Here is a 24,383-nt window from a genome sequence, read left to right on the forward strand (position 1 = left end):
GGCGTCAGGCGGCCTGGTCCACGACCAGGCCGCGCACGCCCGTCAGATTGGCGTCGGTCAGGTCGGCCTGACGCATTTGGGCGCCGTGCATCGTCGCCCGGCCTAGGTCGGCGCCGACCAGCACCGCGCGCTTCAGATCGGCGCCCGATAGGTCCGCACCCCGCAGCACCGCCCCCGTCAGATCGGCCGGCATCAAACGATCGGCGGCGATCAGCAACGGCCCCAGCTGCGCCTCGCGCATGTCCGCGCCGTTCAGCCTTGCGCCCTTCAGGCGCGCTCCACGTAGGTCGGCGCGTCGCAGTTTGACGGACCTCAGATCGGCGTTTTCGAGCTGGGCGCCCTGTAGCTGCACCCCCTCCATGTCCAGGCCGTAAAAGACCGCCCCCTTGGCCGACAGGGCGGTCAGGTTCAGTCCCGTGATCGACTTCAGCGGGCGCAGATCGACGCCGTCGAAGACCGAAGGCTGCCCCTCCGATCCACCCGTCTCGCACCAGCGGGCGTGTTCGCGCAGCATTTCGGCGGCGGGCATCCGGTCCACGGATTCGCAGGCGGACTTGTTGTCCGTCAGCGCGCCTTGCATGTCAGCGCCGTCGGCGCGCCACATGGTCATCTTGCAGCCCACCAGGATGGCGTCGCGCAGATCGGCGCCCGACAGGTCCGCGCCGGACAGATCGGCGCCGGCGAGGTCCGTGCCGCGGAAATTGGCCTGTTTCAGATTGGCCCGGACCAGTTTGCAGTCCTTCATCACCGCGCCGGAGAAGTCGGCCTTCATGGCGATGACGCCCGACATCTTGGAGCGTTGCAGATTGGCGCCGGACAGGTTGGCGCCGACTGCCTCGGTCTCTTCGCGATGGCGCGGCTCGATGACCTTGAAGCCCAGTTTGGCGTCGGCGGCGGCGATGGTGCCTTCGCGCAGGTCGGCTTCGAACATGTCGGCGCCCGACAGGTCCGCGCCGCGCAGACAGGCCCCGCGCAGATCCGCGCGACGCAGGCTTGCCTCGGCCAGGATCGCGTCCTGCATATCCGCGCCGAAGAAGTTGGCGTTGTCGAGCTTGGCCCCCGTCAGGTCGCAGCCTTCCAGGCAGGCGGCGGCGAAATCGGCGTCGGCGAGATTGCGGCCCTTCAGGCTGAGGCCCGACAGGTCCATCCAGGCGAAGACAGCACGGGCGCCGCCGGGGCGGGCCTGGAACAGCCGGTCATGCCGGGCGCAGACCAGGTCCAGCTCCGCCTGCGTCAGGCGTTTTCTCACGATGGGTTCCGCCAGTGCCATTTCGACACATTGCGCCCGTCTGACTTAAGAAACCCTTGAACGACAGGCGGTTGTCAGACGCTGAGCAGGCCCTGCTCTTCGAGCGCCTCGGCCAGCTCGCCGGGGCCGGTCCACAGGCGGGTGTAACCGGCCTCGCCTAGCCGCTTCAGCTCGGTGACCAGATCGGCCTTGGGCGAGGCGACGAAGCGGCCGTCGAAGCCGACGCCGTCCTCGCTGATCCGCACCATGGGCCGTCCGGTTTCCAGCCGATGCAGGAAGCCTTCGCACAGGTAGGCGCCTTCCTCGCACATCAGACCGGTCTCGACGGTCAGGCCCTGGGCGCGCAGGCGCTCGGTCCCCCGGCCTGCGGCGAAGGGCGACGGGTCCAGACAGGCGATGACGACGCGCGCCACGCCCGCCTCGGTCAGGAAGTGGGCGCAGGACTTGCGGCCCGACGACCGGGCGCCGCACGGCTCCAAGGTGACATAGACGGTCGAACCGACGATCTCGGCGCCGGCGGCAGGCACGGCCTGCTCCTCGGCGTGGGGGCGGCCGCCCGGCGCGGTGGCGGCCTGGGCGATCACCCGGCCGTCCTTGACGATGACGCAGCCGACCGCCGGATTAGGCCAGGTCTCGCCCATTCGTCCGGTCGCCAGGGCGATGGCCTGGGCCATGAAGGCCTGGTCGGCGTCGCTCCAGCTCATGATGCGGTCGGCAGCGCTTCGGCGCGGGCGGCGTCGAGATAGCGGGCGGCGGTGGGCTTCAGGTTCGCGTCCAGGTCGATCTCCAGCGGATTGCCCGTGGGGATTTCGACGCCGACGATCTGGTCGTCCGGCACGCCGAACAGCAGTTTGACGATGGCCCGCAGAGAGTTGCCGTGGGCGGCGATCAGCACGTCCTCGCCGGCCTTCAGGCGCGGCGCGATCTCGGCGTCCCAATAGGGTTTGACCCGATCCAGCGTGGTCTTCAGGCTTTCGGTGTCGGGAATGGCCTTGCCGGCATAGCGAGGGTCGGCCTCGAAATCGAACTCGCCGCCGGGCGCCAGCGGGGGCGGCGGCACGTCATAGCTGCGGCGCCAGACCTTGACCTGGTCCTCGCCGTGCTTCTGCGCCGTCTCGGCCTTGTTGAGACCCGTCAGCCCGCCGTAGTGGCGCTCGTTCAGACGCCAGTCCTCGATCACCGGCACATCGGTCAGGCCCGCCGACTGCAGGGCCAGGGCGCCGGTCCGCTTTGCGCGCGTCAGGACCGAGGTGAACATGACCGCCGGCTTGAACCCGGCCTCGGCGATCAGCTCGCCGCCGTGACGCGCCTGGGCCTCGCCCTCCGCCGTCAGATCGACGTCGACCCAGCCGGTGAAGCGGTTTTCGAGGTTCCACTGGCTCTGGCCATGGCGGAGCAGGATCAGGCGCGGCATTCGGTCGGTCCTTCGCGAAACGGTCTTTCGGGGTAGGACGCCCTCCGAAGTCGGTCAAGGCTCACCAGGATCAAGCCGTCGCCTCGCTTGTCGCATCGGACGCACGAAGGTAACAGTCGACCGATGTCAGACCGTCTGTTCTTTCCCCTGGCGCTCGCCGCCGCCGTCGTGATGATCGCGCTGGCGACCGTCTGGCCGTAAGGCGGGCCGCAGCCCGCCCCTTCGTCTCTTAAAACAGTATCTTGCGCAGGTTGATGCGGAAGACGCGGCCCTGCGGGTCCAGATAATCGCGCTGATAGTTGATCGGCGTAGCGCCGTCGCTGCTGGTCACCGAAACTCGGTCGTCGAAGATGTTCTGAACCCCGAACCCGATCCGCGTCCCCTTCAGGAACGGGAAGCGTTCGACCCACGACGTGCGCTGGGTCAGATCGGCGAAGGCGAACAGATTGACCGTCGTGCGTCCCGAGAAATCCAGGTCGGGCGAGCCCAAGGCGTCGCCGTTGACCGTGGTGCCCGCACGCCAGTTGGCGTTGACGAAGGCGCCCAGCCCATTCTTGAACAGGCCGGTCTGAAGCTGGACCTCATGGCGCGACTGACCGCCTGAACCCGAGATCGAGTCTCCGTCCAGCAGATCCAGCGGCGCCAGCCCCTCGCGGATCACGACCTCGTCCTGAACCCGCCAGGTGTGGGTCAGCGACAGGTTGAACATGCCTTGGCCCGGCTGCATCCCCGGCCCGCGCGAGCCGCGCATCCGTCCGCCGCCGCCAGGGCCTCCAGGACCGCCTGGGCCAGTTATCATCATGCCGCCGCCAGGGCGTCCGCCGCCCGGCCGCTGACCGGCCTCTGCCGGGTTCGGCTTGCCGAAGGGACGCGAGAAGTTGAAGCCCCACTGCACGTCCTGCTGCTCGCGCTTGAAGAAGTTCAGCGGCCGGGCGTCGATAGACAGCAGATTGCCGTCGGCGTCGCGCACGAACCGATCCGGCAGGGCCGCTTCCAGGTCCGGGGTGATGGCGGGGAAGCTGGAAATCTCGTTATCCGCCTCGGTGCGAGTATAGGCCAGGTTCAGCCGGAAATCCTGGGCCGACACGGGCTGCCAGTTCATGCCCAGCTTCAGGATGCGCCGATCCTCGGCCTTCAGATTGGGGTCGCCGCCTGTGATCTGGTTGATCTCGACGGTCTGGCTGTTGCGGAAGTCGAAGACCGGGGTGTTGGGCGTCGATATCGTCGGGTCGTTCAACTGCTGGACAGTCGGCGCCTTGCCCTCGTCGGAATAGTTGGCCGACAGCGACAGACGCTCGACCGGGGACCAGTTCAGGCCCGCGCCGACGGCGGTGACGCCGCCGAAGTCGGACAGTTCCTGATAGGCCAGGTTCACATTGGCCGACAGGTCGCCGATCTTGGGCAGGATGCCGCGATCGACACTGGAGATCGGCAGGTCGAAGTTGGCCTGGACATTGCCCGAGTTGCGCGACTGCGACCGATCCACGGCCACGCCGGAGCGCACGCTCTCGGAGTCCAGCGACTGATAGCCGGCGCCCACCTTGAAGGTCGAGGTGATGTCCCCCGCCGGCAGCTCGTACGGCCGGCCGTTCAGCACCAGTTCCGCCGTCGCCGTCTGAGCCAGCGAGTTGGCGGTGTCGCGTGGATTGACCGTGGCCCGGCTGGTCAGATCGCCGAAGGGGTTGACCGTCAGGTCGCCCGCGGTCAAGGCCTGCAGCGCGAGTTCATCCACGCCCCGCCCGGTTGAGGTGTCGGTCTCGACGCGGCTGTATTCCCCCGTCGCCGTCCAGCGCCAGTCGCCCACATAGCCGTCGAAGACCGTTCCCAGCTCGGCGGTGCGGGTATCGGTCTTGCGCGTCAGGGAGCCGGGCAAGTCCAGATAGCTGAACAGGGTCTCGTCCTGGCCGGACGGCGAAAAGGGATTGGTCCCCGGCACGTTCAGCAGAAGGTTGGGCAGGCCCTGGTAGCTGAAGCTGCTGGAGTCCTCCAGACTGCCGCTCAGCGTCATTCCGACCTTGTCGTTCAGGTCGTGCTTGTAGGTACCGGCGACCGAAACCTCGTCGGTCTTGGGCAGCAGGGTCCGATAGGCGTTCGCCTCTTCACCGGTCGCTCCACCGGCCGTGGCGCTACGGTCGATATCGCGCTCGGTCTCGAACAGGGTGTTGGCGGTCGTGCCGTTGATGTCCAGCGACCAGCGGTCGCCCCCGGCGATGCGCAGGACGTTGTTCTCGCTGGCGGTCGTGGTGCGACCGCCCTGCTCCGGCCGGCTGACGTTGACCGAGGCCGTCAGGGACTTGAAGTCCGCTTTCAGGACGATGTTCACCACCCGCTGATTGGCGCTGTAGCCATAGGACAGGGCCGTCTCTTCCGGCAGGACGTCGAAACGCTCGATCGCCTCGGGCGGAATGCCGCGGATCTCGCGGAAGCCCGAGATGCGGCGTCCATTGACCAGGAAGACCGGAGACCCGCCGCGCGCGCTGCGGGTCTGGGCTTCCAGCAGCGTGATCAGCTCGCCGATATTGGTCGCGCCGAACGCCTGGATCTGGGCGGCGTCATAGGAGACGATCGGCTCCTGCCCGCCCAGGGCCACGCCACGCCGCGCCGCCGTGACCTCGATCTCGGGCAGAACCACAGTGGGATCTTCCTGCGGCGTCTGGGCCGGTGTGGTCTGGGTGACGCCGGCCGTAGGGGCCAGCGCCAACAACATAAGCGCGATCTGGGTCATGGAACGACGGTCCGGGAAACGAATTCAGCCCCTTGCAGGACGGTACAAACATGGCCGTAAAACGACACAATTCATGAAGAAACAGAAAGCGTTGCAGGCTTTCAACACAGTGAAAAAAGTCGCGACGGAAAGCGCGATCTGCGCCGTTTAAATCACCGCTTGGCGTGCGACTTCCTCAATCAAGGGCAGCATCAGGCGCGAGTATTTCGCGCCTGAACACCTATTTCCTCTGCAAAGGCGCGAGCGGATTGCTCAACGCTCAGGTCGGCGACTTCGGCTCGGACCCTCGCACCTTTTCCACGGCCGCGGCCACTGCGGCGATCAAGGTCGGCAGAGTGATCGGCTTGGAAAGGTGACCGTCCGCCCCCGCAGCGCGGCCCGCTTCGATATGTTCGGCCAAGGCGTTGGCCGTCAGCATGACCAAGGGCGTGCGCGCCCGGCCTTGTTCCACTTCCATCCTGCGGATGGCGCGGGTGGCGCTTAGCCCGTCCATGACCGGCATCTGCATGTCCATCAGCACCAGGTCGAAGCCGCCGTTGCGGTAGGCCTCCACCGCCTGATGCCCGTCCTCGACCAGGACCAGTTCGGTCGGCAGGCCGCCCAGCATGATCTCCATGACCTTGCGGTTCGCCGGATGGTCATCGGCCAAAAGGATGCGCGCGGGAAAGACCATCTCCGCCGCCGGCTCGTCCGGCGCCGACACCGGCGCCTCGACGGCGGGCGCGAGCGGAATCTCGAACCAGAACCGGGCGCCGACGCCCGGTTCGCCGTCGCATTCCAGCTGACCGCCCATCAGCTCGACCAGATCGCGCGAGATCGTCAGCCCCAGGCCCGTGCCGCCGAACCGGCGCGTGATCGATCCGTCCGCCTGCTGGAAGCGCGAGAAGATGCGGCTCTTCTGTTCGGCGTCGAAGCCGCAGCCGGTGTCCGTCACGGAAAATCTCACCCGCCCATCGCCGGCGGACGTCACAGCGATCGCCACCTCTCCCCGTTCGGTGAACTTCATCGCATTGGAAATGAGATTGGACAGGACCTGGCGCACCCGCACCACATCCCCCTCGACGGCGACGTCCAGCGCCGGCTCGACCTCCAGACGCAGATTCACGCCCTTTTCCTCGGCGCGAGGACGGTAGAGGGCCGCCACGCCGCGCACCGTGTCGCCGAGATCGAAGGTGGCGCGCTCCAGCGAAATCTGGCCCGCCTCGATCTTGGCCGTATCCAGAATGTCGGACAGAAGGCGTTCCAGGGTGATGCCCGAAGCGTGGATCACCTCGGCCATCTCTCGCTCGCGGGGATCGAGGCCCGCGCGAGACAGGGCGTCGGCCATTGCCACGACCCCGTTCAGCGGGGTGCGGATTTCATGGCTCATATTGGCCAGGAACTCCGATTTCGACCGGCTCGCCTCTTCCGCGCGTCGTTGCGCGATCCGCAGCCTCCGCGACTGACGCCAGAGCCACACAAGGCCGAAGACCGATACCAGGCCAAAGACGGCGGCGATCCCCATCAGCCATCTCTGCGTTTCGATGATGTCGCCCTGCAACTGGGTGTTGGCGCGCGCGGTCTCCAGTTGTTCGCGGCGGCGGGTCAGCTGCTGCTGCATGTCGCCGGTGACCTGGCGAATACCCGCGCTGAAGCGGCTGGCGTCCGCGATCTTGTCCAGGCGGGCATGCTCTCGCAGTCTTTCATAGGCCTCGGACGGGCGTCCTTCGGCGAACAAGATTTCCGCCTCCACATGCGGAAGCTCCGAAGCCCCCTCGTCACGCACAGCGCCTCCGGCCTGGCGCCGGCGCATCTGCTCAAGGTCGCGGCGCGCTTCGGCGATTTGTCCCGTCTGCGCACGGGCGATCGCCCGTGCGGGCAGCAGATGAGCAGCGAGGAAGGAGGCTTCGCCCAGGTCCTCGCCATAAGGGGCCAGACACTGCAGAACATCCCCTGGCGCCTGTCGGGCCTCGGCGACGATGGCGCACAGATTGGCGTCATAGACCGATAGACTGGGCAACCCTGCCCGCTGCGTCAGACGGTGGTGGATCAGATACAGGCGCTGCGCCTGGGCGGCGTCGCCGATCTGGCTCGACAGCCTGGCCAGATTGTAGACGGCGTCGAAATCCGGCCGCGGATAGGCCGGGTTGGCGAAATCGATCTCGAACCGACCGAAGGCGGCAGTGGCGCCCGTGATGTCGTTCAGCTTCAGCAGGCCGATGCCGGTCATCTCCCACAGTCCCGCTCGCGCCGCGTTCGCATAGGGCGCGTTGTCCGGGATCAGGGCGTCCGCGTTGGTCAGCAGGCTCAGTCCCTCGCCGATCTTGTCCTGATCCATCAAGGCCAGGGCCCAGATGCGTATGGCGTGGGTGCGTGCGAACCAGTCTTGCTCGGTCTCGGAGATGCGCCGCATCTCCTCAGCGGCGGCCGTGTCGCCCTGATCGTAACGCAGCGTCAGGGCATTCAGATGAGCGATCTGCATATATCGCTTGTCGCCCTGGCGACGAGCGGCCTGCGCCAGCCGGTCGTTCCAGGCCTCGGCGCGATCGAACTCGCCCTGGTTCAACAAAATCCAGGCCACATGATAAAGTCGGTTCAGCCCCTCGCGGTCGCGCCGTTCCATGGCCTCACGGCCAAAGGATTCCAGCGCCGCGAAATCCGTCGCACCCGCACGGCGTTCCACCGCCTGCGCCAAGGCCAATGGCGTGCGGGCCGACGCGGAAGCCTGGCCCCGAGCCAGCGAGATGGGGACAAACAGCCCGGTCAGAACGAGGGCGACAGTAAGCGAGACTGAGAATCTGGACATGCGGGTTCCGGTTCGTCCAGACCCTGCCACACCGTTCGTTGAATAAGGTTTATCAACCGGCGCCGCGACGGTCCGCTGCGGCGTCCTGCGGGATAGAGAGTCGATCCGGCCAAGACTCCGCGTTGACCGCCCCCGGGCTTTCGGCTATAGGCCCGCCCTCTTGAGATTTCCGCGCCGTGGACGTGTGCTCCGCGGCGTTTTCCGTTCGAAGGTTTGACATGGCCAACAACCCCGGCGCCCGCAAGGCGATCCGCAAGATCGAAGCGCGTACCGAAGTGAACAAGGCGCGCCGTTCGCGCGTCCGCACCTATCTGCGCAAGTTCCAGGAAGCTCTGGCCGGCGGCGACGCCGCCGTCGCCAAGACCGCTTTCGTTGAAGCTCAATCCGAGCTGATGCGCGCAGTCTCCAAGGGCGTCGTTCACAAGAACACCGGCTCGCGCAAGGTGTCGCGCCTGGCCGCCCAGCTGAAGAAGCTGTCGGCCGCCTGAGCCAAATTTAATCCGACGCAGACGGAGCAGCTGTCGCTGTTCCGTTGTGGGATTACGAAGCAATATCAACGCCGAAGGAGCGCATGCTCCTTCGGCGTTTTGCGTTGTGTCGCTAAGGTGCATTTTTGAAATCGTCGCTCGTCGAGCGACAGTTCGCCGGAAATTCCAAGCAGGATCAGGGTTTGACGGAGTCAAACAATTTAACTGCGAATCGACCAACGAATCAGCGTTGACCCACCCGGCTCGCAGCGTAAGTTTTGGCCTCTAACGCACTTCCATCCCAGCACGGATGAAGACGGCGCGGGACTTGGTTTCGCGTCGGCGGGAGATGTCTGTCCAGAGGTTCGACCCCGTCCGAAAAGCATCGCTTTTCGGCGCAGGAGAAGTCGTCCCTGAACCATCGCCCTGAAGTCGCGGAAGGTCGGATTTGGTTTTGGACTGGGCGGGCAAGATGGTTGGGGGCGCAACGGCGATGGCGGGCGGAACGAAGACGTCGGGAATGACGGACCCGGACCGCATCTGGAGCGAGGCCTCTCTGCGTTTGCGCGCCGAGATCGGCGACGGCCCCTTCTCGTCCTACATCGCCCCGTCGGCGGTCCGGCTGGACAACGCCGGCGGCCTGATCCTGGTCACCCCCACCGCCTATGCCCGCGACTGGGTGCGCAAGAACGCCCTGCGCCGCATGAACGAGCTGTGGCTGGGCCTGGACGGCCTGAACCGCCGCCTTGAGGTGCGTTGCCGCGCCGAAGTGGGTTCGGCCCCGCCGGCCTCCGCCGTTCTGGCCGGCAATGTGGTGGACGCCGCCCCGCGCCTGGCCGCCTTCGCCTCGACGCCCCATATCGCGCCCGCCGCCCCCATAAGCGCGGACGGCGCCCGCGCCGTGCGCGCCGCCGGCTTGCAGGACCGCCTGACCTTCGACAGCTTCGTTGAGGGTCAGGGCAACGCCTTCGCTCTGGCCATCGCCAAACAGGTCGCCAGCTGGGCCGACGGTCACTTCAACCCCGTCTTCTTCTGCGGCCCCTACGGCTACGGCAAGACCCACCTGCTGAACGCCATCGCCTGGGAAGCCCAGCGCCTGCGGCCCGAGGCCAAGGTGGTCTATCTGACCGCCGAACGCTTCCTGTCCACCTTCGTCAAGGCGATGCAGGACCGATCGACCGCCGCCTTCAAGGAGAGCCTGCGCTCGGCCGACATGCTGCTGCTGGACGACGTCCAGTTCGTGGGCGGCAAGACCTCGACCCAGGAAGAACTGCTTTCGACCCTGACGGCCCTGATCGAGGACGGCAAGCGGATCGTCTTCTCGGCCGATCGCGCGCCCCTGGCCCTGACCGAGGTCGAGCCGCGCCTGCGCAGCCACCTCGCCGCCGGCCTGACCTGCCCGGTCGAGGCGGGCGACCGCGAGCTGAAGATCGCTGTGGCCCAGAACCGTCTGAAGGCCCTGTCGGCCCTGGGCGTCGTTCAGGGCGAGGCCAACCCCGAAGTTCTGGCCCAGTTGGTGGATCGCACCCCCGGCTCGATGCGCGAGCTTGAGGGCGCCGTGAACACCTTGGCCGCCGCCGCCGGATCGCGCCTCTCTTCCGTCTCGGTGGACGAGGCCTCGACCCTGCTGGGCGCCGCCATGCGCGGCGGACCCGAGCGCCGCATCACCGTGGACGAGATCCAGAAGACGGTCGCCGACCACTTCAACATGAAACAGGCCGACCTGCTCAGCGAGCGCCGCACCCGTGCAGTCGCCCGTCCCCGCCAGATCGCCATGTATCTGTGCAAGCAGCACACGACCCGCTCCTACCCCGACATCGGCCGTCGTTTCGGCGGTCGCGATCACACCACGGTCCTGCATGGCGTGCGCAAGATCGAAGAGCTGATGCCGCAGGACGACCAGATCGCCCGCGACGTCGAGGCCCTGACGCGCAAGCTTCGCGGCTGATTTTAAGTGTCGAGTGGCGAGTGACGGGTGGCGAGCGAGGGAAAATCTCCCCGTATTGCCGACTTGCCCCCATTATCCACTCGCCACTCGCCACTAACCACACGCCACTTCCTTGCAGCATGCGCCTAATCCGCTAGTGTCCAAGGTCACTTAACCGCGGCCATCTGCGAATCGGCCGCGCCGGGCGAGACGACATGCAGCTGACCATCGAACGATCCGCGCTCCTCAAGGCCTTGGGCCACGTCCAGAGCGTCGTCGAACGTCGAAACACCATTCCGATCCTGTCCAACGTCCTGCTGTCCGCAGGGCGCGACCGGCTGGCCTTCGCCGCCACCGATCTGGACATGGAGATGGTCGACGAGGCCGAGGCCCAGGTGCAGGTAGAGGGCCAGATCACGGCCCCCGCCCACACCCTGTATGAAATCGTCCGCAAGCTGCCGGAAGGCGCCGAGGTCTCGCTGCTCTATTCGGGCGACGATCCGCGCCTGGTCGTCTCGGCCGGTCGGTCGCGCTTCAACCTGCCGGTCCTGCCGGCGGGCGACTTCCCCGTCATGTCCACCGACAGCGCCGGCGCCTCCTATGTCATGCCAAAGGAAGACCTGGCCCGCCTGATCGACAAGACCCGGTTCGCGGTCTCGACCGAGGAAACCCGCTACTATCTGAACGGCCTTTATCTGCACACGGTGTCGGAGGCCGGCGTGCCCCTGCTGCGCGCCGTCGCCACCGACGGTCACCGTCTGGCCCTGGCCGAGACCCCGGCGCCCGAGGGCGCGGCCGGCGGCCCCGGCGTCATCGTGCCGCGCAAGACCATCGATCAGGTCCGCCGCCTGCTGGACGACGCCGGCGGCCCGGTCGAGGTCACCGTCTCGGCCCAGAAGATCCGCTTCCAGATGGGCGAGGCGTCCCTGACGTCCAAGGTCATCGACGGCGCCTTCCCCGACTATCTGCGCGTCATTCCCAAGGGCAACGACAAACAGGCCGACATCGACAACGCCCTGTTCGCCAAGGCCGTCGACCGCGTCGCCACCATCTCGGCCGAGAAGAGCCGTTCGGTGAAACTGGCCTTCGACAACGACCGCGTAAAGCTGACCGTCCGCAACATGGAAGCCGGCCAGGCCGAGGAAGAGGTCGAGATCGGCTATTCCGACGAGCCGTTCGAGATCGGCTTCAACGCCCGCTACCTGCTGGACGTCGCCGGCCAGATCACCGGCGAAAACGCCGCCTTCCGCTTCGCCGACCCAGCCTCACCCACCCTGGTCCTCGACCCGGCCGATCCGGGCGTTCAGTATGTGCTGATGCCGCTGCGTGTCTGATAGCCATGGGCATGGCGGAACGGTGATCAAAAAAGCGAGGTGGAGAATTTGGACTCCGCTCGTGATCTCGTTCTTGGGTCTTGGCGCTTACGTCGGCATTTACGCTTGGTTTTCGAGCCTTGAGGGTCGCGAAGAATTTCTTCGCTCCTTCACGAGTTCCATTACCGACGCGGTCATAATCGTTGCACCAGGTTTGGTGATGCTCGCTCTATGCGGCGAAGCGATACGGTCGCTGTTCTGGGGAGATTATATCGCCCCCGGTCATCGCGGCATCGGCTTCCGGGTCAACGGTCGCACGCATTTCCTTCTCTGGGAACGGGTGAGGAAGTTCCGCGTCGAAACGCCCGTGTTGGGCCAAGAGGGTGTGGTCGGATGGGACTACAGTGACGATTTCCGTAGCGAAAAACGCATAAAGAGTTCGGTGGCGACGACACTGGATGGCGATTTCGGCCTCGGCTGGCAAGGTGGGCCAGACGCCGTTTGTGCGACGCTGGAAGATTGGAGATCGTGCCATTCCGACCCCCTAGTCTTTCAAGAAGAGAGAAGCGCTGCGCATCGGGACGGCGGTCAGGACGGAACAGACCTTCCAATGTCTTTGACGGTGCGCACGGACACACGAAAAGCGCTTGGGCCGCTACTATTGATCTGGTGCTGCTTTTTCGCACTGTTCGCCCTGCCGATCTGGATTACGGCCATGGCAGCTCCAAGCGGCCAGGGGCTGACGGTATGGACGAGACTTGCAAGCAGTTGGTCGTTCTGGCTCATCGCACTGATGTATGTCGCGATGGCGCTTTGGCTCGGATATGTCGCCCACCTTTTGACACGCCGCTTTTTTCTGAAGCCGACCATGGTGCTGACCTCAGCTGGCTTCACGATCAAGGACGAGGCGGGGGTCCGCTTCACACGCTGGCGAGACGTCGAAGCGTTCGGCATAGCCCATGACTCGAACAATCATCGTGAACACGTCGGCTGGCGTTACCGGCCCGGCGTCGCCACCGTAGACGCCTGGGACAAGCCGTCCCTTGATCTGGACGCTTCGGTTGGCATGGGCTGGCAGGGTTCGGTGCATGACCTTCGCGCTACGTTTGACGAGTGGCTCCGTCGGTACGGCGCCCTCTGAGCCTACAGATTGATCCAAACCCTCACCCTCACCGACTTCCGCTCCTATGCGAGCGCACGGCTGGAGATGACCTCCGGCCCCGTGGTGATGCATGGGCCAAACGGGGTGGGGAAAACCAATCTGCTGGAGGCGATCAGCCTGCTGACGCCGGGCAAGGGGCTGCGCGGCGCGACGGCCGCCGAGATGGGTCGTCGTGAGCCCGGCGAGGCGACCGGCCGCGCCTGGGCCGTCATGGTCGAACTGGACGACGAGACGCGGCTCGGCACCGGCGTCCAGACGGCGGGCGCGGCGCGGCGCATCGTGCGGATCGACGGCGAGACGGCCCAGCCGGGGCGATTGCTGGACTATCTACGCCCTGTCTGGGCCACGCCGGAACAGGATCGGCTGTTCTCGGATGCGCGGGCCGAGCGGCTGAAATTCTTCGACCGGCTGGTCTTCGCCGCCGATCCCGATCACGCCGCCAGCGTCTCGAACTATGAAAAGGCCCTCCGCGAACGGCTGCGCCTGCTGAACGATGCGGCCGACGGACGCGAAGCCGACCCGGTCTGGCTGGACGCGCTGGAGCTGCGCCTGGGCGAGTCAGGCGCCCGCGCCGCCATCGCCCGCGTCGCCGCCCTGCACGCGCTCCAGGCCGCCATCGACGCCCGCCGCGACCGTCCCTTCCCCCAGGCCGACCTGGGGCTAGACGGTCCCGCCGAACAAATGGCCGAGGACGGCGCCGAGGAAGACGAGATCGCCGCCGCGATCCGCGAAGGCCTGGCCAAGGCCCGCGCCCGCGACGGCGCCGCCGGCCGCTCCCTGTTCGGCCCGCACCGCACCGACCTGACGGCGCTGCACCGCGAGAAACAGCGCCCCGCCGCCGAGGGGTCGTCGGGCGAGCAGAAGGCCCTGGTCCTCAACCTGATCCTAGCCCAGATCACCCGCCTGTCAGATCAGGCCGTCGCCGGGGCCGCCCGCCCCGTCCTGCTGCTGGACGAGGCCCCCGCCCACCTCGACGAACGCCGCCGCGCGGCCCTGTTCGACGAGATCGTCGCGCTGAACCTCCAGGCCTTCATGACCGGCACCGAACGCGACCTGTTCGCCGGTCTGGAAGGCCGCGCCCAGTTCGTCCAAGTCGCCGGCGGCGCGCTGGAAACCGACTAGATTGCCGACGGTTCGCCGTTCCGTTATCTTCCGGACATGGCGACGATGACCCTTTCCCTGTCGGATTCATTGAAGGCGTTCATCGACGCTCAGGTCGCCGACCAGGGCCTGCCAGCCGACAGCGACTACGTTCTGGCTCTGGTGCAGTTGGAACAGGAGAAACAGCGTGTCCGCGACATGCTGATCGAAGGTCGAGACTCCGGTCCCGGTGAAACCGTCGATGCTGACTATTTCAAACGTCGCCTGGATCGCATCGAAACCGCTCGGCGTGGCCAAGGGTGAGATCATACGCGATCCGCTCGCTGAGCAGCGCTGATCGCGACTTCGACATCATCGTCGATCATTACGTCCAGGAGGCGAGCTTCGATACGGCAGTGCGCTTCGTCCACGCTCTGGACGCGGCCTATGTCGTTCTGGCCGCAGCGCCTGAGGCCGGATCACCGATTGTCGGCGGCGCCTTGGGCATCCCGGACCTTCGGACATGGACGTTGCGAGGCTTCCCCTACCTGATCTGCTACGCACCCGTGGAGCATGAGGTCGTGGTATGGCGCATTCTCCACACACGCCGCGATCTGGCTCAGGCTTTCGCCGACACGACGTTTCCGAACTGACTGGAATTCATCGGTCGCAAACACGGCGCTGAGCCGCCGTTTCGCTCGCAATTCCCGTCAAATTTCCTATATGTTGCGGGCTTCGGCGCGGTGCGACTCCGCCGTCGATTCGAGTGCTCCACGCGGCGCTCTATCCCCGTCCCGGTCGGGACTTCAGAGCCAATGACTTCATGACCGATCCGATTGCCGACATGCCCGAATACGGCGCCGATTCCATCAAGGTTCTCAAAGGCCTGGACGCCGTGCGCAAACGTCCCGGCATGTATATCGGCGACACCGACGACGGCTCCGGCCTGCATCACATGGTCTATGAGGTGGTGGACAACGCCATCGACGAGGCCCTGGCCGGCCACGCCGACCTGGTCCAAGTCATCCTGAACGCCGACGGCTCGGTCACCGTGACCGACAACGGCCGCGGCATTCCCACCGGAATTCACGAAGGCGAAGGCGTCTCGGCGGCCGAGGTCATCATGACCCAGCTGCACGCGGGCGGTAAGTTCGACCAGAACTCCTACAAGGTCTCGGGCGGCCTGCACGGCGTGGGCGTGTCCGTCGTCAACGCCTTGTCCGATTGGCTTGAGCTGAAGATCTATCGCGACGGCAAGGCGCACCAGATGCGGTTCGAGCGCGGCGACACGGTCAAGGCGCTGGAGATCACCGGCGACGCCCCGATCCGCGAGGACACCGGCAAGGCCCTGAGCGGCACCGAAGTCACCTTCTATCCGTCGGTCACGACCTTCAGCCACATCGATTTCGACCTGAAGACGCTGGAGCATCGCCTGCGCGAGCTGGCATTCCTGAACTCGGGCGTTGTGATCAAGCTGTCGGACCATCGCGGCGCCGAGCCGGTCGAGATCCTGCTGCACTATGAGGGCGGCGTGGAGGCCTTCGTGCGCCACCTCGACAAGTCCAAGACGCCGATCCTGAAGGACGTCATCGTCATTCGCGGCAAGAAGGAAGGGATCGAGATCGATCTCGCCCTGTGGTGGAACGACAGCTACCACGAGACCATGCTGTGCTTCACCAACAACATCCCCCAACGGGATGGGGGCACCCACCTGTCGGCCTTCCGCGCCAGCCTGACCCGCATCATGGGCGGCTATATCGAGAGCTCGGGCGCCGGCAAGAAGGAGAAGGTCTCGGTCACCGGCGAGGACGCCCGCGAGGGCCTGACCTGCGTCCTGTCGGTCAAGGTGCCGGATCCCAAGTTCAGCAGCCAGACCAAGGACAAGCTGGTCTCGTCCGAGGTGCGCCCGGCCGTCGAGGGCCTGTGCTCCGAGGGTCTTTCGCAATGGTTCGAGGAACATCCGGTCGAGGCCAAGCAGGTGGTCGCCAAGATCATCGAGGCCGCCTCCGCCCGTGAAGCCGCCCGCAAGGCCCGCGACCTGACCCGCCGCAAGTCGGCGCTGGAGATCAGCAGCCTTCCGGGCAAGCTGGCCGACTGCCAGGAGCGCGATCCCGCCAAGTCCGAACTGTTCATCGTCGAGGGCGACTCCGCCGGCGGTTCGGCCAAACAGGCGCGCAACCGCGAGAACCAGGCCGTCCTGCCCCTGCGCGGCAAGATCCTGAACGTCGAGCGCGCGCGCTTCGACCGGATGCTGTCGTCGGAACTGATCGGGACGCTGATCCTGGCCCTGGGCACCGGCATCGGCCGCGACGACTTCAACGCCGACAAGCTGCGCTATCACAAGATCATCCTGATGGCGGACGCCGACGTCGACGGCGCCCACATCCGCACCCTGCTGCTGACCTTCTTCTATCGGCAGATGCCCGAACTGATCACGCGCGGCCACGTCTATATCGCCCAGCCGCCGCTCTATAAGGTCGCCAAGGGCAAGCAGTCCCGCTACCTCAAGGATCAGTCCGAGATGGACTCCTACCTGATCGAGGAAGGCTCGTCCGAGGCCGAGCTGGACCTGTCGACCGGCGAACGCCGCCTGGGCCTGGACCTGCAATCCCTGGTGCGCGAGGCCAAGAGCTTCAGCGCCGGCGTTGATCGCCTCAGCCAGCGCGCCCCGGCCTTCGCCATCGAACAGGCGGCGCTCGCCGGCCTGTTCGCCGAAACCTCGGACATGGCGACCGCATCAGCCGCCGCCGCCGTGCGCCTGAACCTCTATGCCGAAGAAGGCGACGGCGACTGGACGGGCGCACCGGGCGAACAGGGCGCCGTGGTCTTCACCCGCACCCGTCGCGCGGTGCAGGAAACCATCGTGCTGGAAGAGACCCTGATCCGGTCGCTGGACGCCCGTCGTTTAGCCGAACGCGCCCAGGCGTTCGACGGCGTCTTCGTCTCGCCCGCAACCTATCGCCGCAAGGACAAGTCCACGACCATTCGCGGGCCGCTGGACCTGCTGAACGCGGTGCTGGACGCCGGCAAGAAGGGCCTGTCGATCCAGCGCTACAAGGGCCTGGGCGAGATGAACCCCGAGCAGCTGTGGGAGACGACGCTGGACGTCAACGCCCGCACCCTGCTGCAGGTCTCGGTCGAGCACGAGGAAGACGCCAACGACCTGTTCGCCAAGCTGATGGGCGACGTGGTCGAGCCCCGTCGCGAATTCATCCAGGAAAACGCCCTGGACGCGGCGGTCGACGTCTGACGGCGGTTGAGACGCGGCCTACTGGCCGCGTCCGCCCGCGATGAAGGCCGCAATGGTCGGGAAGGCGGCGGTCTGAGGCCGCATATCCTCGCAGGCGAAGGACTTGATCCCGCCGTAGACGCCGCCGCTGGGCGTCGCTTCCCACGGCGTGTCCTCGGAATAGCGATCGGTTTCCGCGCCGTCCGCCCCATAGGTCACCGTCGCGCCCGAGCGCGACTGGCCGTCCGAACACCGCACCATGACCTCTTCGGTTTCATGGCTCAGATCGGCGGCGTCGCCGCGCGCCGGCACCCGCGCCATCCGTGTGGTCGCCACGCCGTCCACCGGCGTCAAACCGTCCAGATCGACGAGATAGACGACGGCGTCGCTGCGCGAAAACGCGGCCCAGCTTTCCGCCGCCGCAGGCGACGCCAGGGCGGCCGTGGCCATAATCGCTGCAAGACCGATTGTTCTGATCATTCTCTTCCCTCCCCAGGCAAGGCGATCATTTCATACCCGTGTGCGGAAGAATTCAATCTACATGACGGTCCTGAAAAGCTTTTCCGATCAGGGCCGATCTCGCGACGGCAAAGCCGCGATCTCTTCGGCCGTCAACTTTCTGGCGATGCGGACGCGGCAAGGTTCAGGGCCGGTCGCCGGGCTGCGCAAGGTCGCCTGATCGCCGACGCACAGGTTCGATCCAGAGAGCGGCTCCAGCGCGACCGACAGGGCGCGGGTCATGTCGCGGCAGAAGGTGCTGTCGATCTGAAACACGTCCGAACTGGACGTGCGCACATACAGGGTCTGGTCGTTGGGGGCGTTGAAGTTCCGCACCAGGCTGGGCCGGAAACATTGGGTGGCGTCGACGCGGCTGGCCGTCGTCGCGCCGGGCGATGGCGCACAGGCCGACAGCGCCAGGACGGCGGCCGAGGACAGGATGAGACGATGCATGTTTGGCTCCCGAAACAGCCCCCGGCTCATCCTGCGCTTGCCGGAGACGGGGGCGCAAGGTGATTACGGATGACCGCCGCCCGGCGCGGCGAAACGCGCGACGCCAGATCGCGCGGCATAGGCGAAGGTCGGTTCAGGATCAGGGCGGCGACATGCTCCGCCAACACAGGCGCGACGCAGAAGCCGCGCGACCCCAGCCCGCCTAGCAGATAGAGACCGTCGTCCAAAGCCCCCGCCAGGGGCAGACGATCCGGCGTGGTGGCGCGGATTGCGGCGCGGCTCTGCACCTGTCCCGCCGCCTCGATCTTGTCGGCCAAACCTGGCAGGCGCGCCCGCAAGGTCGCCAGATTTCTCTCGCTGTCTTCCGCGGTTGGCGCCGTGTCGGTGTCGCTCCGGTCATGGGTCGCGCCATAGAGGACGCCATGGCCGGTCGGGACGGCATAGCCGCCCCAGGCCATCGCGTTGGTCGTGACCTCGCCCTCGACCCAGTCCGCCTGCCCCCGCACGGGCGACAGGCGCGGCGCCGGATCATGCCCGTCCAGCAGGGCGGCCGATCCCCAGCCGGCGGCGACCACGACGGCATCCACCTCGGCCAGCACCGCAGACCCCTCGCCGATCAGCCGCCAGCGGCCGTCGATCCGCTCCAGTTTCGTCACCCGCTCGGAGCGCATGTCCGCATCGCCCAGCCAGTCCGACAGCACGGCGGCGGGATGCACTGCACAGGCGCACCTCATCGACAGACCGCCCGACGCCGTCGCCTCGCCCGCCAAGGCCGCTGCGGCGTCTTCGTCCAGCACGACCATCGTCCCCTCGGCCCAGATCGGCTGGCGCGCGATCTTCTCGAACCGGGCCGCATCGCGCGGCGCCTGGGGCAGTTGCAGCACCCCATGGCCCGTCACGGCGTCCGGCGTCGCGGCATAGAGATGGCCTGCCCGTTCCAGCGCCTGGGCGTGCAGGGCGGCGATACCGATGTCGCCCGCATCCAGACGCGGCGTGACCAGGGCCGCCGGAAAGCCCGATCCGCCCGCGCCCGGCCGCTCGGCCTCGAACACCACGGCCCTCACGCCCTGATCTTTCAGGGCGCGCACGACGGACGCCCCGGCCACCCCCGCCCCGATCACGGCGATGCTGGGAAGCGGCGCAGATGCAAAGGTCGAGTTCAAACGCGCCTCCAGCCGCTCGCGCTTGCGGCCATGACCGGGGCGTTTGTCGATCACGAAGCCCTGCTTGGCCAGGCCACGCCGCACGGCGCCGGCGACGGTGAAGGTGGCCAGGCGCGCGCCGGGCGCAGACCGCGCGGCGATCAGGGCCATCACCTGCGGCGACCACATGCCGGGGTTCAGCGCCGGCGAGAAGCCGTCCAGGAACCAGGCGTCGGCCGCTCCCGACCACTGCTCCAGCGCCCAGGCCGCATCCCCAACCGCCAGGTCCAGCACGGCGTCGAAGCCCGGCAGGTCCACACGGTGAAAGCCCGGCGTCGCGGACGGCCAGGCGTTGATCAGCGCCTGCGTTGCCTGCGCCAACTCCGGCCAGGCGCCCAGGGCCCGCGACGCCTCGGCCGCCGTCAGCGGAAACCCCTCGATGGAAAAGATATGCAGCCGCCCGCCCTCGGGCCGCGTTCGGCGCCACAGGTCCAGCAGGGCGGCGATGTTCAGCCCCGTGCCGAAGCCCAACTCCGCCACCGTGAAACAGTCCCGTCCGGCCCAGGCGTCGGGCAGGCCGCATCCGTCCAGGAACACCGCCCGCGTTTCCGCTAGTCCGTCATCGCGCGAGAAATAGACATCCCCGAACCGGCCCGAGCGCGGCTCGCCCTCTTCGGTCCAGGTCAGGTGCGGCGAGGCGTCGTCATCGGAGATCATGGCGCGGCTCTAGCACCTTCGTCGCACAGACGAAAAAGGCCGCCTCGTTCGAGGCGGCCTGATCGATGGCTTGCAACCGAACCCTAGTGGGCGGCGGGCGCGTGCGGCGGTTCGGCCGGGGCTGTCGGGGACGGCGCCGCGGCGGACGCGTCCGCGCCCTGCATCGTCGTTGCCGCCGGGGCGGCGGCGGTGTCGTTCTGGATAGCTTGGTTGGCGGCGGCCTCGGCGTCCTTGGCGGCCTGATCGACCGTCAGGGCCGCTTCCTCGGCGGTGCCGGCAGCCTCGACCGCGTCGGTCGCGGGGGCGGTCTCGGCCTTTTCTTCAGGCGCCTTGCCGCAAGCGGCCAGGACCAGGACCGCAGCCGATGCGGCGACGAGGGCTTTGATACGCATGAGGACTTCTCCGAAAGCTTGCGCGAGGCTGCACGCCTTGCACCCGGACGATAGGGCCGCCTTGCGCGTCAGGGCAAGTTACGATCCGGCAAGGCGCGACCGGGGCGGCGCCGCGCCGCGGCGGACTAAACCTAGTCCGCGGTGATGTTGTTCAGCGTTTCTTCCATCTCGCCGAACGACGGCTGGGCGGACGAAGGAATGTCGCCACGGCCGATCTCGACCGAGATCTGGGCGGCGTTGCCGTGCAGGTGGGCCACCAGCACCGACTGGATGATCTTGTAGTAGGCCGCTTCCTCATTGATGATCGCGGTCAGGCGTGCGGCGAACGGGCCGACCAGGCCGTAGGCCAGGAACACGCCCATGAAGGTGCCGACCAGGGCGCCGCCGATCATGGTGCCCAGCACCTCGGGCGGCTCGGTGATCGAGCCCATGGTCTTGATGACGCCCAGCACGGCCGCGACGATGCCCAGGGCGGGCAGGCCGTCGGCCAGGGTCTGAAGGGCGTGGGCGTTTTCGAGATGCTCGTGGTGATGCTTTTCGAGCTGCTTTTCCATCGCGTCCTCGACCTGGTGCGGATCCTCCAGGTTCATCGTCATCATCCGCAGAGTGTCGCAGATGAAGTCGACGGCGAAATGGTCCTTCAGCACCTTGGGGTACTTCTGGAAAATGGCCGATTCCTTGGGCTTTTCGATGTGGCTTTCCAGCGCCACCACGCCTTTGGACTTCATGGTCTTGGTCAGCTGGAACAGCAGCGACAACAGGTCCTTGTAGTCCTGCTTCTTCCACTTGGGGCCGGCGAAGCATTTGCCCAGCCCCCCCATGGACCCCTTGATCACGGTCATGGAGTTGGAGATCATGAAGGCCGCGATGCCCGCACCGCCGATCGCCATCAATTCATGGGGCGCGGCGTGCAGGATCACTTCGAACTTGCCGCCAGAGATGGCGTAGCTGCCGAAGACGAGGCCGAACAGCAGCACGATGCCGATGATCTGGAACATGAAAGCGAACGATCCTGACGCGAGAGATCGGGATCATCGCCGTTAATCATTAAGACGGCGTTTCGCGAACGCCGTCTCCTGACCTCAGAGGCGACCTTCGCCGTTCAGGATCGCGGTGCGCGCCGCCGCCGTCAGCTTCTGATACCCGGTATTGCCGCCGCGCACGTAAAGCGCCGTCCCGGTCTTTTCGGGATCGAAGCCGTCCGCGACCAGATCGGCCTTCCTGTATTTGAACGTGCCGGTGGTTTCCGCCGACTTGATCAAGCGCAGGAAAACGGGCTGGGCATAGGCGGGCAGCTTGGCCTCGACATGGTCGGAGAAGGCCTGGGCGTCAAACTTGCCCTCGACCACCAGGGCCGCCATCCCCGCCTTGCCGTCCTGGGCCGGCACCGGCACGCCATAGACGATGGCCTCGGTGACGCCGGGCGCATCCATCAGCACCTGTTCGACCTCGGAGGTCGAGACGTTCTCGCCCTTCCAGCGGAAGGTGTCGCCCATCCGGTCCACGAAGTAGAAATAGCCCTCCGCATCCTGTTTCATCAGGTCGCCGGTGCGGAACCAGCGGTCGCCCTTCTTGAACACGTCGGTCAGGATCTTCTTCTGCGACGCGGCCTTGTCGGCATAGCCCGAGAAGTCGTGGCGGATGTCGTTGCCGATCAGGCCGATGGCCTCGCCCACCTCGCCGACCCGCGCCAGACGGCACAGGCCGTCAGGGCCTCGAATGGGCTGTTCGGTCTCGACGTCGAACTGAACCAGCCGGATATTGATCTGCGACTTCAGGAAACCGGGCACGCGGCCGATGGAGCCCTGTTTGCCGTCAAAGTTGAACAGCGAGACGTTGCCCTCGGTCGAACCGTAGAACTCCAGCACCTCGGGGATGCGGAACCGGCTCTGGAAGTCCGGCCAGACGTCGGCGCGCAGCCCGTTGCCGAACGCCAGCCGCAGCTTGTGCTTGGTCTCGTCTTCTTGCGGCGGACAGTTGACCAGATAGCGGCACAGCTCGCCGATATAGACGAACATGGTCGCCCCCGACGACCGCACGTCGGGCCAGAAGGTGCTGGCCGAGAACTTCTTGCGAATCACCAGCCGCGCGCCGTTCAGCAGGGCCGCGCCCACCCCGACCAGACCGCCGGTCGAATGATACAGCGGCAGGACGTTGAAGATCCGATCCTCGGGCGTCGAACGCGTGGCGCCGGCGAAGGCGCGCATATAGGTGCGGGCGCGCGAATGCGGGATGCGCGCCGCCTTGGGCAGGCCGGTCGTGCCGGAGGTGTAGATATAAAGGGCGGTGTCTCGGTTGGTCAGACCCTCGCGCGCCGACTTGGACGGCCGCACCGACGAGCCGCCGCGCACGGGCTTGTCCAGGCCGCGACGGTCGCTGGTCTCCAGGTCGTCGGGCAGGCCCAGCACCCAGAGCGCCAGGTTGTGATCGACCAGAGGGCGCGCCTCCTCGATCTGGCGCCAGCAATCCTCGTCGGCGACGACGTTGAAGGCCTTGGAGATGGCCAGACAGTGGGCCAGCCCCTGCCCGCCCAGATTGGTGTTGATCAGGGCCGTGGCGATGCCGACCTTGGAGAAGCCGATCCAGGCCGCCAGATATTCGATCCGGTTCGTCATCATCAGGGCGATGGTGTCGCTGCGACGCAGGCCCCGGTTCTTGGCCCAGTGGGCGAAGCGGTTGGCCATGGCGTCGAGGTCGCGATAGGTCAGGGTGCGCTGACCGTCGTCGATGGCGATATTGTCGGCGAACTTGTCGACCGCCTCTTCGAAGTCGTCACAAAGCAGGACGTCGCTGTCCAGCTCTATCGGCTTGATGCGCTTGAGCAGGCGGAACAAACCGCGAGCGAACCGGACGTCCCGACGGATATTCGCTACAAAACCCATGCGCGCCGTGTCTCCGGTCAATGCGTGTTCCACCCTGTCCGGTGATGGACGAAGGGGGGGCGTCGGGTCAACCGCGCCGTCCGCGATCCCTCGCGAACCCGACGGATTGGCGTCAGCCGTGATCCATTTGTTCTGTTGACGCCGGGGAAATCCAGAGGCGTCGCCTGCTTTTTATTGCCGCATTCCCCGCTGATCCGGCCGCAAAGGGCGCGATTGTCGCCTCATTCCAGGCAGGAACGGTGTTTCTTCGGGGCTTTTGCGCCGGCGGCGGAACGACGTTGCGAGACGGCGGGTTGGTTGATCAACGTTATGGAGGACAGAAACAATGTCGATGACCTACGCCAACGCCAATACCGAAGCCCGCACCGAAGAGACCTTCGTGCCGCGCTACGCCCGCAACACCAAGGCCAAGAAGTCGGTGAAGACCTGGATGATCCTGGCCCCAATCGGCGCCGTCGTGCTGCTGGGCAGCGGGGCCGCCATGATGATGGGCGGCGGCGAACAGGCGGCTCCCGCTGCGTCCACCGAGGTTGCGGCCCCGGCGATGCAGACCGCGCCCGCCGCGATGACCGCCGCCGAGACGCCCGTACTGCCGGCCGCGCCGATGGAGACCGCTCCTGCTCCGACCGCCGCGCCGACGCCGGCAGCCCCCGTTCCGGTCGCCCGTCGTGCTGAACCGCGCGCCGAGCCGGTCGCCCGTCGCGCCGCACCGGCCGCTGAACGCCCGGCCGCCGCACGCGTTGAGACGCCTGCTGTGCCGACCGGTCCTCAGCCCTATGCGGCCCCGTCCGTTCCGGCGGCGAGCACGAGCCAGTTGAACACCGCTCCGGCGGCGGCTGCGACGCCTGCTCCGGTCGTGACCACACCCGCCGCGCCGGCGATCACGGTTCAACCGTTGAACTGATTGCAGTCAAATAGAAGAAAGCCCCGGTTTCGACCGGGGCTTTT

Annotated in this window: 20 protein-coding genes; 9 read left to right on the forward strand and 11 right to left on the reverse strand. The window is 66.6% G+C overall.

Translation table 11 applies throughout. From position 1 onward, the window contains the following. Positions 1-4 precede the first annotated feature (4 nt). From ACP7BH_RS08640 to ACP7BH_RS08660, 5 genes are all read right to left on the reverse strand, one after another. A complete protein-coding gene (locus ACP7BH_RS08640) occupies positions 5-1,270 on the reverse strand; it encodes a pentapeptide repeat-containing protein (RefSeq protein WP_425982027.1) in 1,266 nt (421 codons plus the stop codon). 53 nt (positions 1,271-1,323) lie between these two features. Beyond that, entirely contained in the window at positions 1,324-1,953 is a 630-nt protein-coding gene (locus ACP7BH_RS08645; RefSeq protein WP_425982025.1) for a bifunctional diaminohydroxyphosphoribosylaminopyrimidine deaminase/5-amino-6-(5-phosphoribosylamino)uracil reductase RibD, read from the reverse strand. Continuing rightward, entirely contained in the window at positions 1,950-2,663 is a 714-nt protein-coding gene (gpmA, locus tag ACP7BH_RS08650) for a 2,3-diphosphoglycerate-dependent phosphoglycerate mutase (RefSeq protein ID WP_425982023.1), read from the reverse strand. The genes ACP7BH_RS08645 and gpmA overlap by 4 nt, the downstream gene beginning before the upstream one ends. A 229-nt stretch (positions 2,664-2,892) precedes the next feature. Continuing rightward, positions 2,893-5,388, reverse strand: coding sequence for a TonB-dependent receptor plug domain-containing protein (locus ACP7BH_RS08655; protein WP_425982021.1), 2,496 nt, complete (start codon positions 5,386-5,388; stop codon positions 2,893-2,895). Between the two features lie 259 nt (positions 5,389-5,647). After that, positions 5,648-8,173, reverse strand: a complete 2,526-nt coding sequence (locus ACP7BH_RS08660) for an ATP-binding protein (protein WP_425982018.1) — start codon at positions 8,171-8,173, stop codon at positions 5,648-5,650. Between the two features lie 218 nt (positions 8,174-8,391). Between ACP7BH_RS08660 and rpsT the strand changes: the two genes are divergently transcribed. The 8 genes from rpsT (at position 8,392) to gyrB (ending at position 17,372) form a co-directional block, all read left to right on the forward strand. Further along, positions 8,392-8,661, forward strand: a complete 270-nt coding sequence (rpsT, locus tag ACP7BH_RS08665; RefSeq protein WP_135194610.1) for a 30S ribosomal protein S20 — start codon at positions 8,392-8,394, stop codon at positions 8,659-8,661. Between the two features lie 451 nt (positions 8,662-9,112). Then, positions 9,113-10,588 (forward strand): chromosomal replication initiator protein DnaA, encoded by a 1,476-nt coding sequence (gene dnaA, locus ACP7BH_RS08670; protein WP_425982016.1) that lies wholly within the window; start codon positions 9,113-9,115, stop codon positions 10,586-10,588. A 194-nt stretch (positions 10,589-10,782) separates the two neighbouring features. After that, entirely contained in the window at positions 10,783-11,901 is a 1,119-nt protein-coding gene (gene dnaN, locus ACP7BH_RS08675) for a DNA polymerase III subunit beta (RefSeq protein WP_346494456.1), read from the forward strand. Between the two features lie 61 nt (positions 11,902-11,962). After that, positions 11,963-13,021 carry a hypothetical protein gene (locus ACP7BH_RS08680; RefSeq protein ID WP_425982013.1) on the forward strand — a complete coding sequence of 353 codons (1,059 nt, stop codon included), beginning with the start codon at positions 11,963-11,965 and terminating at the stop codon, positions 13,019-13,021. Positions 13,022-13,030: 9 nt separating this feature from the next. Further along, entirely contained in the window at positions 13,031-14,164 is a 1,134-nt protein-coding gene (recF, locus tag ACP7BH_RS08685) for a DNA replication/repair protein RecF (protein WP_425982010.1), read from the forward strand. Between the two features lie 45 nt (positions 14,165-14,209). Next, the gene (locus ACP7BH_RS08690) at positions 14,210-14,446 is read left to right on the forward strand and encodes a ribbon-helix-helix domain-containing protein (protein WP_425982008.1); all 237 of its coding nucleotides are present in this window, start codon (positions 14,210-14,212) and stop codon (positions 14,444-14,446) included. Continuing rightward, a complete protein-coding gene (locus tag ACP7BH_RS08695) occupies positions 14,443-14,775 on the forward strand; it encodes a type II toxin-antitoxin system RelE/ParE family toxin (protein WP_425982006.1) in 333 nt (110 codons plus the stop codon). The genes ACP7BH_RS08690 and ACP7BH_RS08695 overlap by 4 nt, the downstream gene beginning before the upstream one ends. A 170-nt stretch (positions 14,776-14,945) precedes the next feature. After that, positions 14,946-17,372, forward strand: a complete 2,427-nt coding sequence (gene gyrB / locus ACP7BH_RS08700) for a DNA topoisomerase (ATP-hydrolyzing) subunit B (RefSeq protein WP_425982004.1) — start codon at positions 14,946-14,948, stop codon at positions 17,370-17,372. 18 nt (positions 17,373-17,390) lie between these two features. On the opposite strand, the gene ACP7BH_RS08705 is transcribed toward gyrB, so the two are convergent. The 6 genes from ACP7BH_RS08705 to ACP7BH_RS08730 all read right to left on the reverse strand — a co-directional run bounded on the left by ACP7BH_RS08705 (position 17,391) and on the right by ACP7BH_RS08730 (position 23,435). Then, entirely contained in the window at positions 17,391-17,831 is a 441-nt protein-coding gene (locus ACP7BH_RS08705; RefSeq protein WP_425982002.1) for a hypothetical protein, read from the reverse strand. An 87-nt stretch (positions 17,832-17,918) separates the two neighbouring features. Next, entirely contained in the window at positions 17,919-18,302 is a 384-nt protein-coding gene (locus tag ACP7BH_RS08710; RefSeq protein WP_425982000.1) for a DUF6491 family protein, read from the reverse strand. Positions 18,303-18,328: 26 nt separating this feature from the next. Then, positions 18,329-20,161: a tRNA (5-methylaminomethyl-2-thiouridine)(34)-methyltransferase MnmD gene (mnmD, locus tag ACP7BH_RS08715; protein WP_425981997.1), complete on the reverse strand. Its 1,833-nt coding sequence runs from the start codon at positions 20,159-20,161 to the stop codon at positions 18,329-18,331. Positions 20,162-20,244: 83 nt separating this feature from the next. After that, positions 20,245-20,553 carry a hypothetical protein gene (locus ACP7BH_RS08720; RefSeq protein ID WP_425981994.1) on the reverse strand — a complete coding sequence of 103 codons (309 nt, stop codon included), beginning with the start codon at positions 20,551-20,553 and terminating at the stop codon, positions 20,245-20,247. 131 nt (positions 20,554-20,684) lie between these two features. Next, complete coding sequence (motA, locus tag ACP7BH_RS08725) at positions 20,685-21,551, reverse strand: flagellar motor stator protein MotA (protein WP_159846706.1); 867 nt, start codon at positions 21,549-21,551, stop codon at positions 20,685-20,687. 84 nt (positions 21,552-21,635) lie between these two features. After that, positions 21,636-23,435 (reverse strand): long-chain-acyl-CoA synthetase, encoded by a 1,800-nt coding sequence (locus ACP7BH_RS08730; RefSeq protein ID WP_425981992.1) that lies wholly within the window; start codon positions 23,433-23,435, stop codon positions 21,636-21,638. A 325-nt stretch (positions 23,436-23,760) separates the two neighbouring features. Between ACP7BH_RS08730 and ACP7BH_RS08735 the strand changes: the two genes are divergently transcribed. Then, complete coding sequence (locus ACP7BH_RS08735) at positions 23,761-24,339, forward strand: hypothetical protein (protein WP_425981989.1); 579 nt, start codon at positions 23,761-23,763, stop codon at positions 24,337-24,339. Positions 24,340-24,383: the final 44 nt, after the last annotated feature.

The organism is Brevundimonas sp. TWP2-1 (assembly GCF_049897645.1).
In the GTDB taxonomy this organism is placed as follows: Bacteria; Pseudomonadota; Alphaproteobacteria; order Caulobacterales; family Caulobacteraceae; genus Brevundimonas.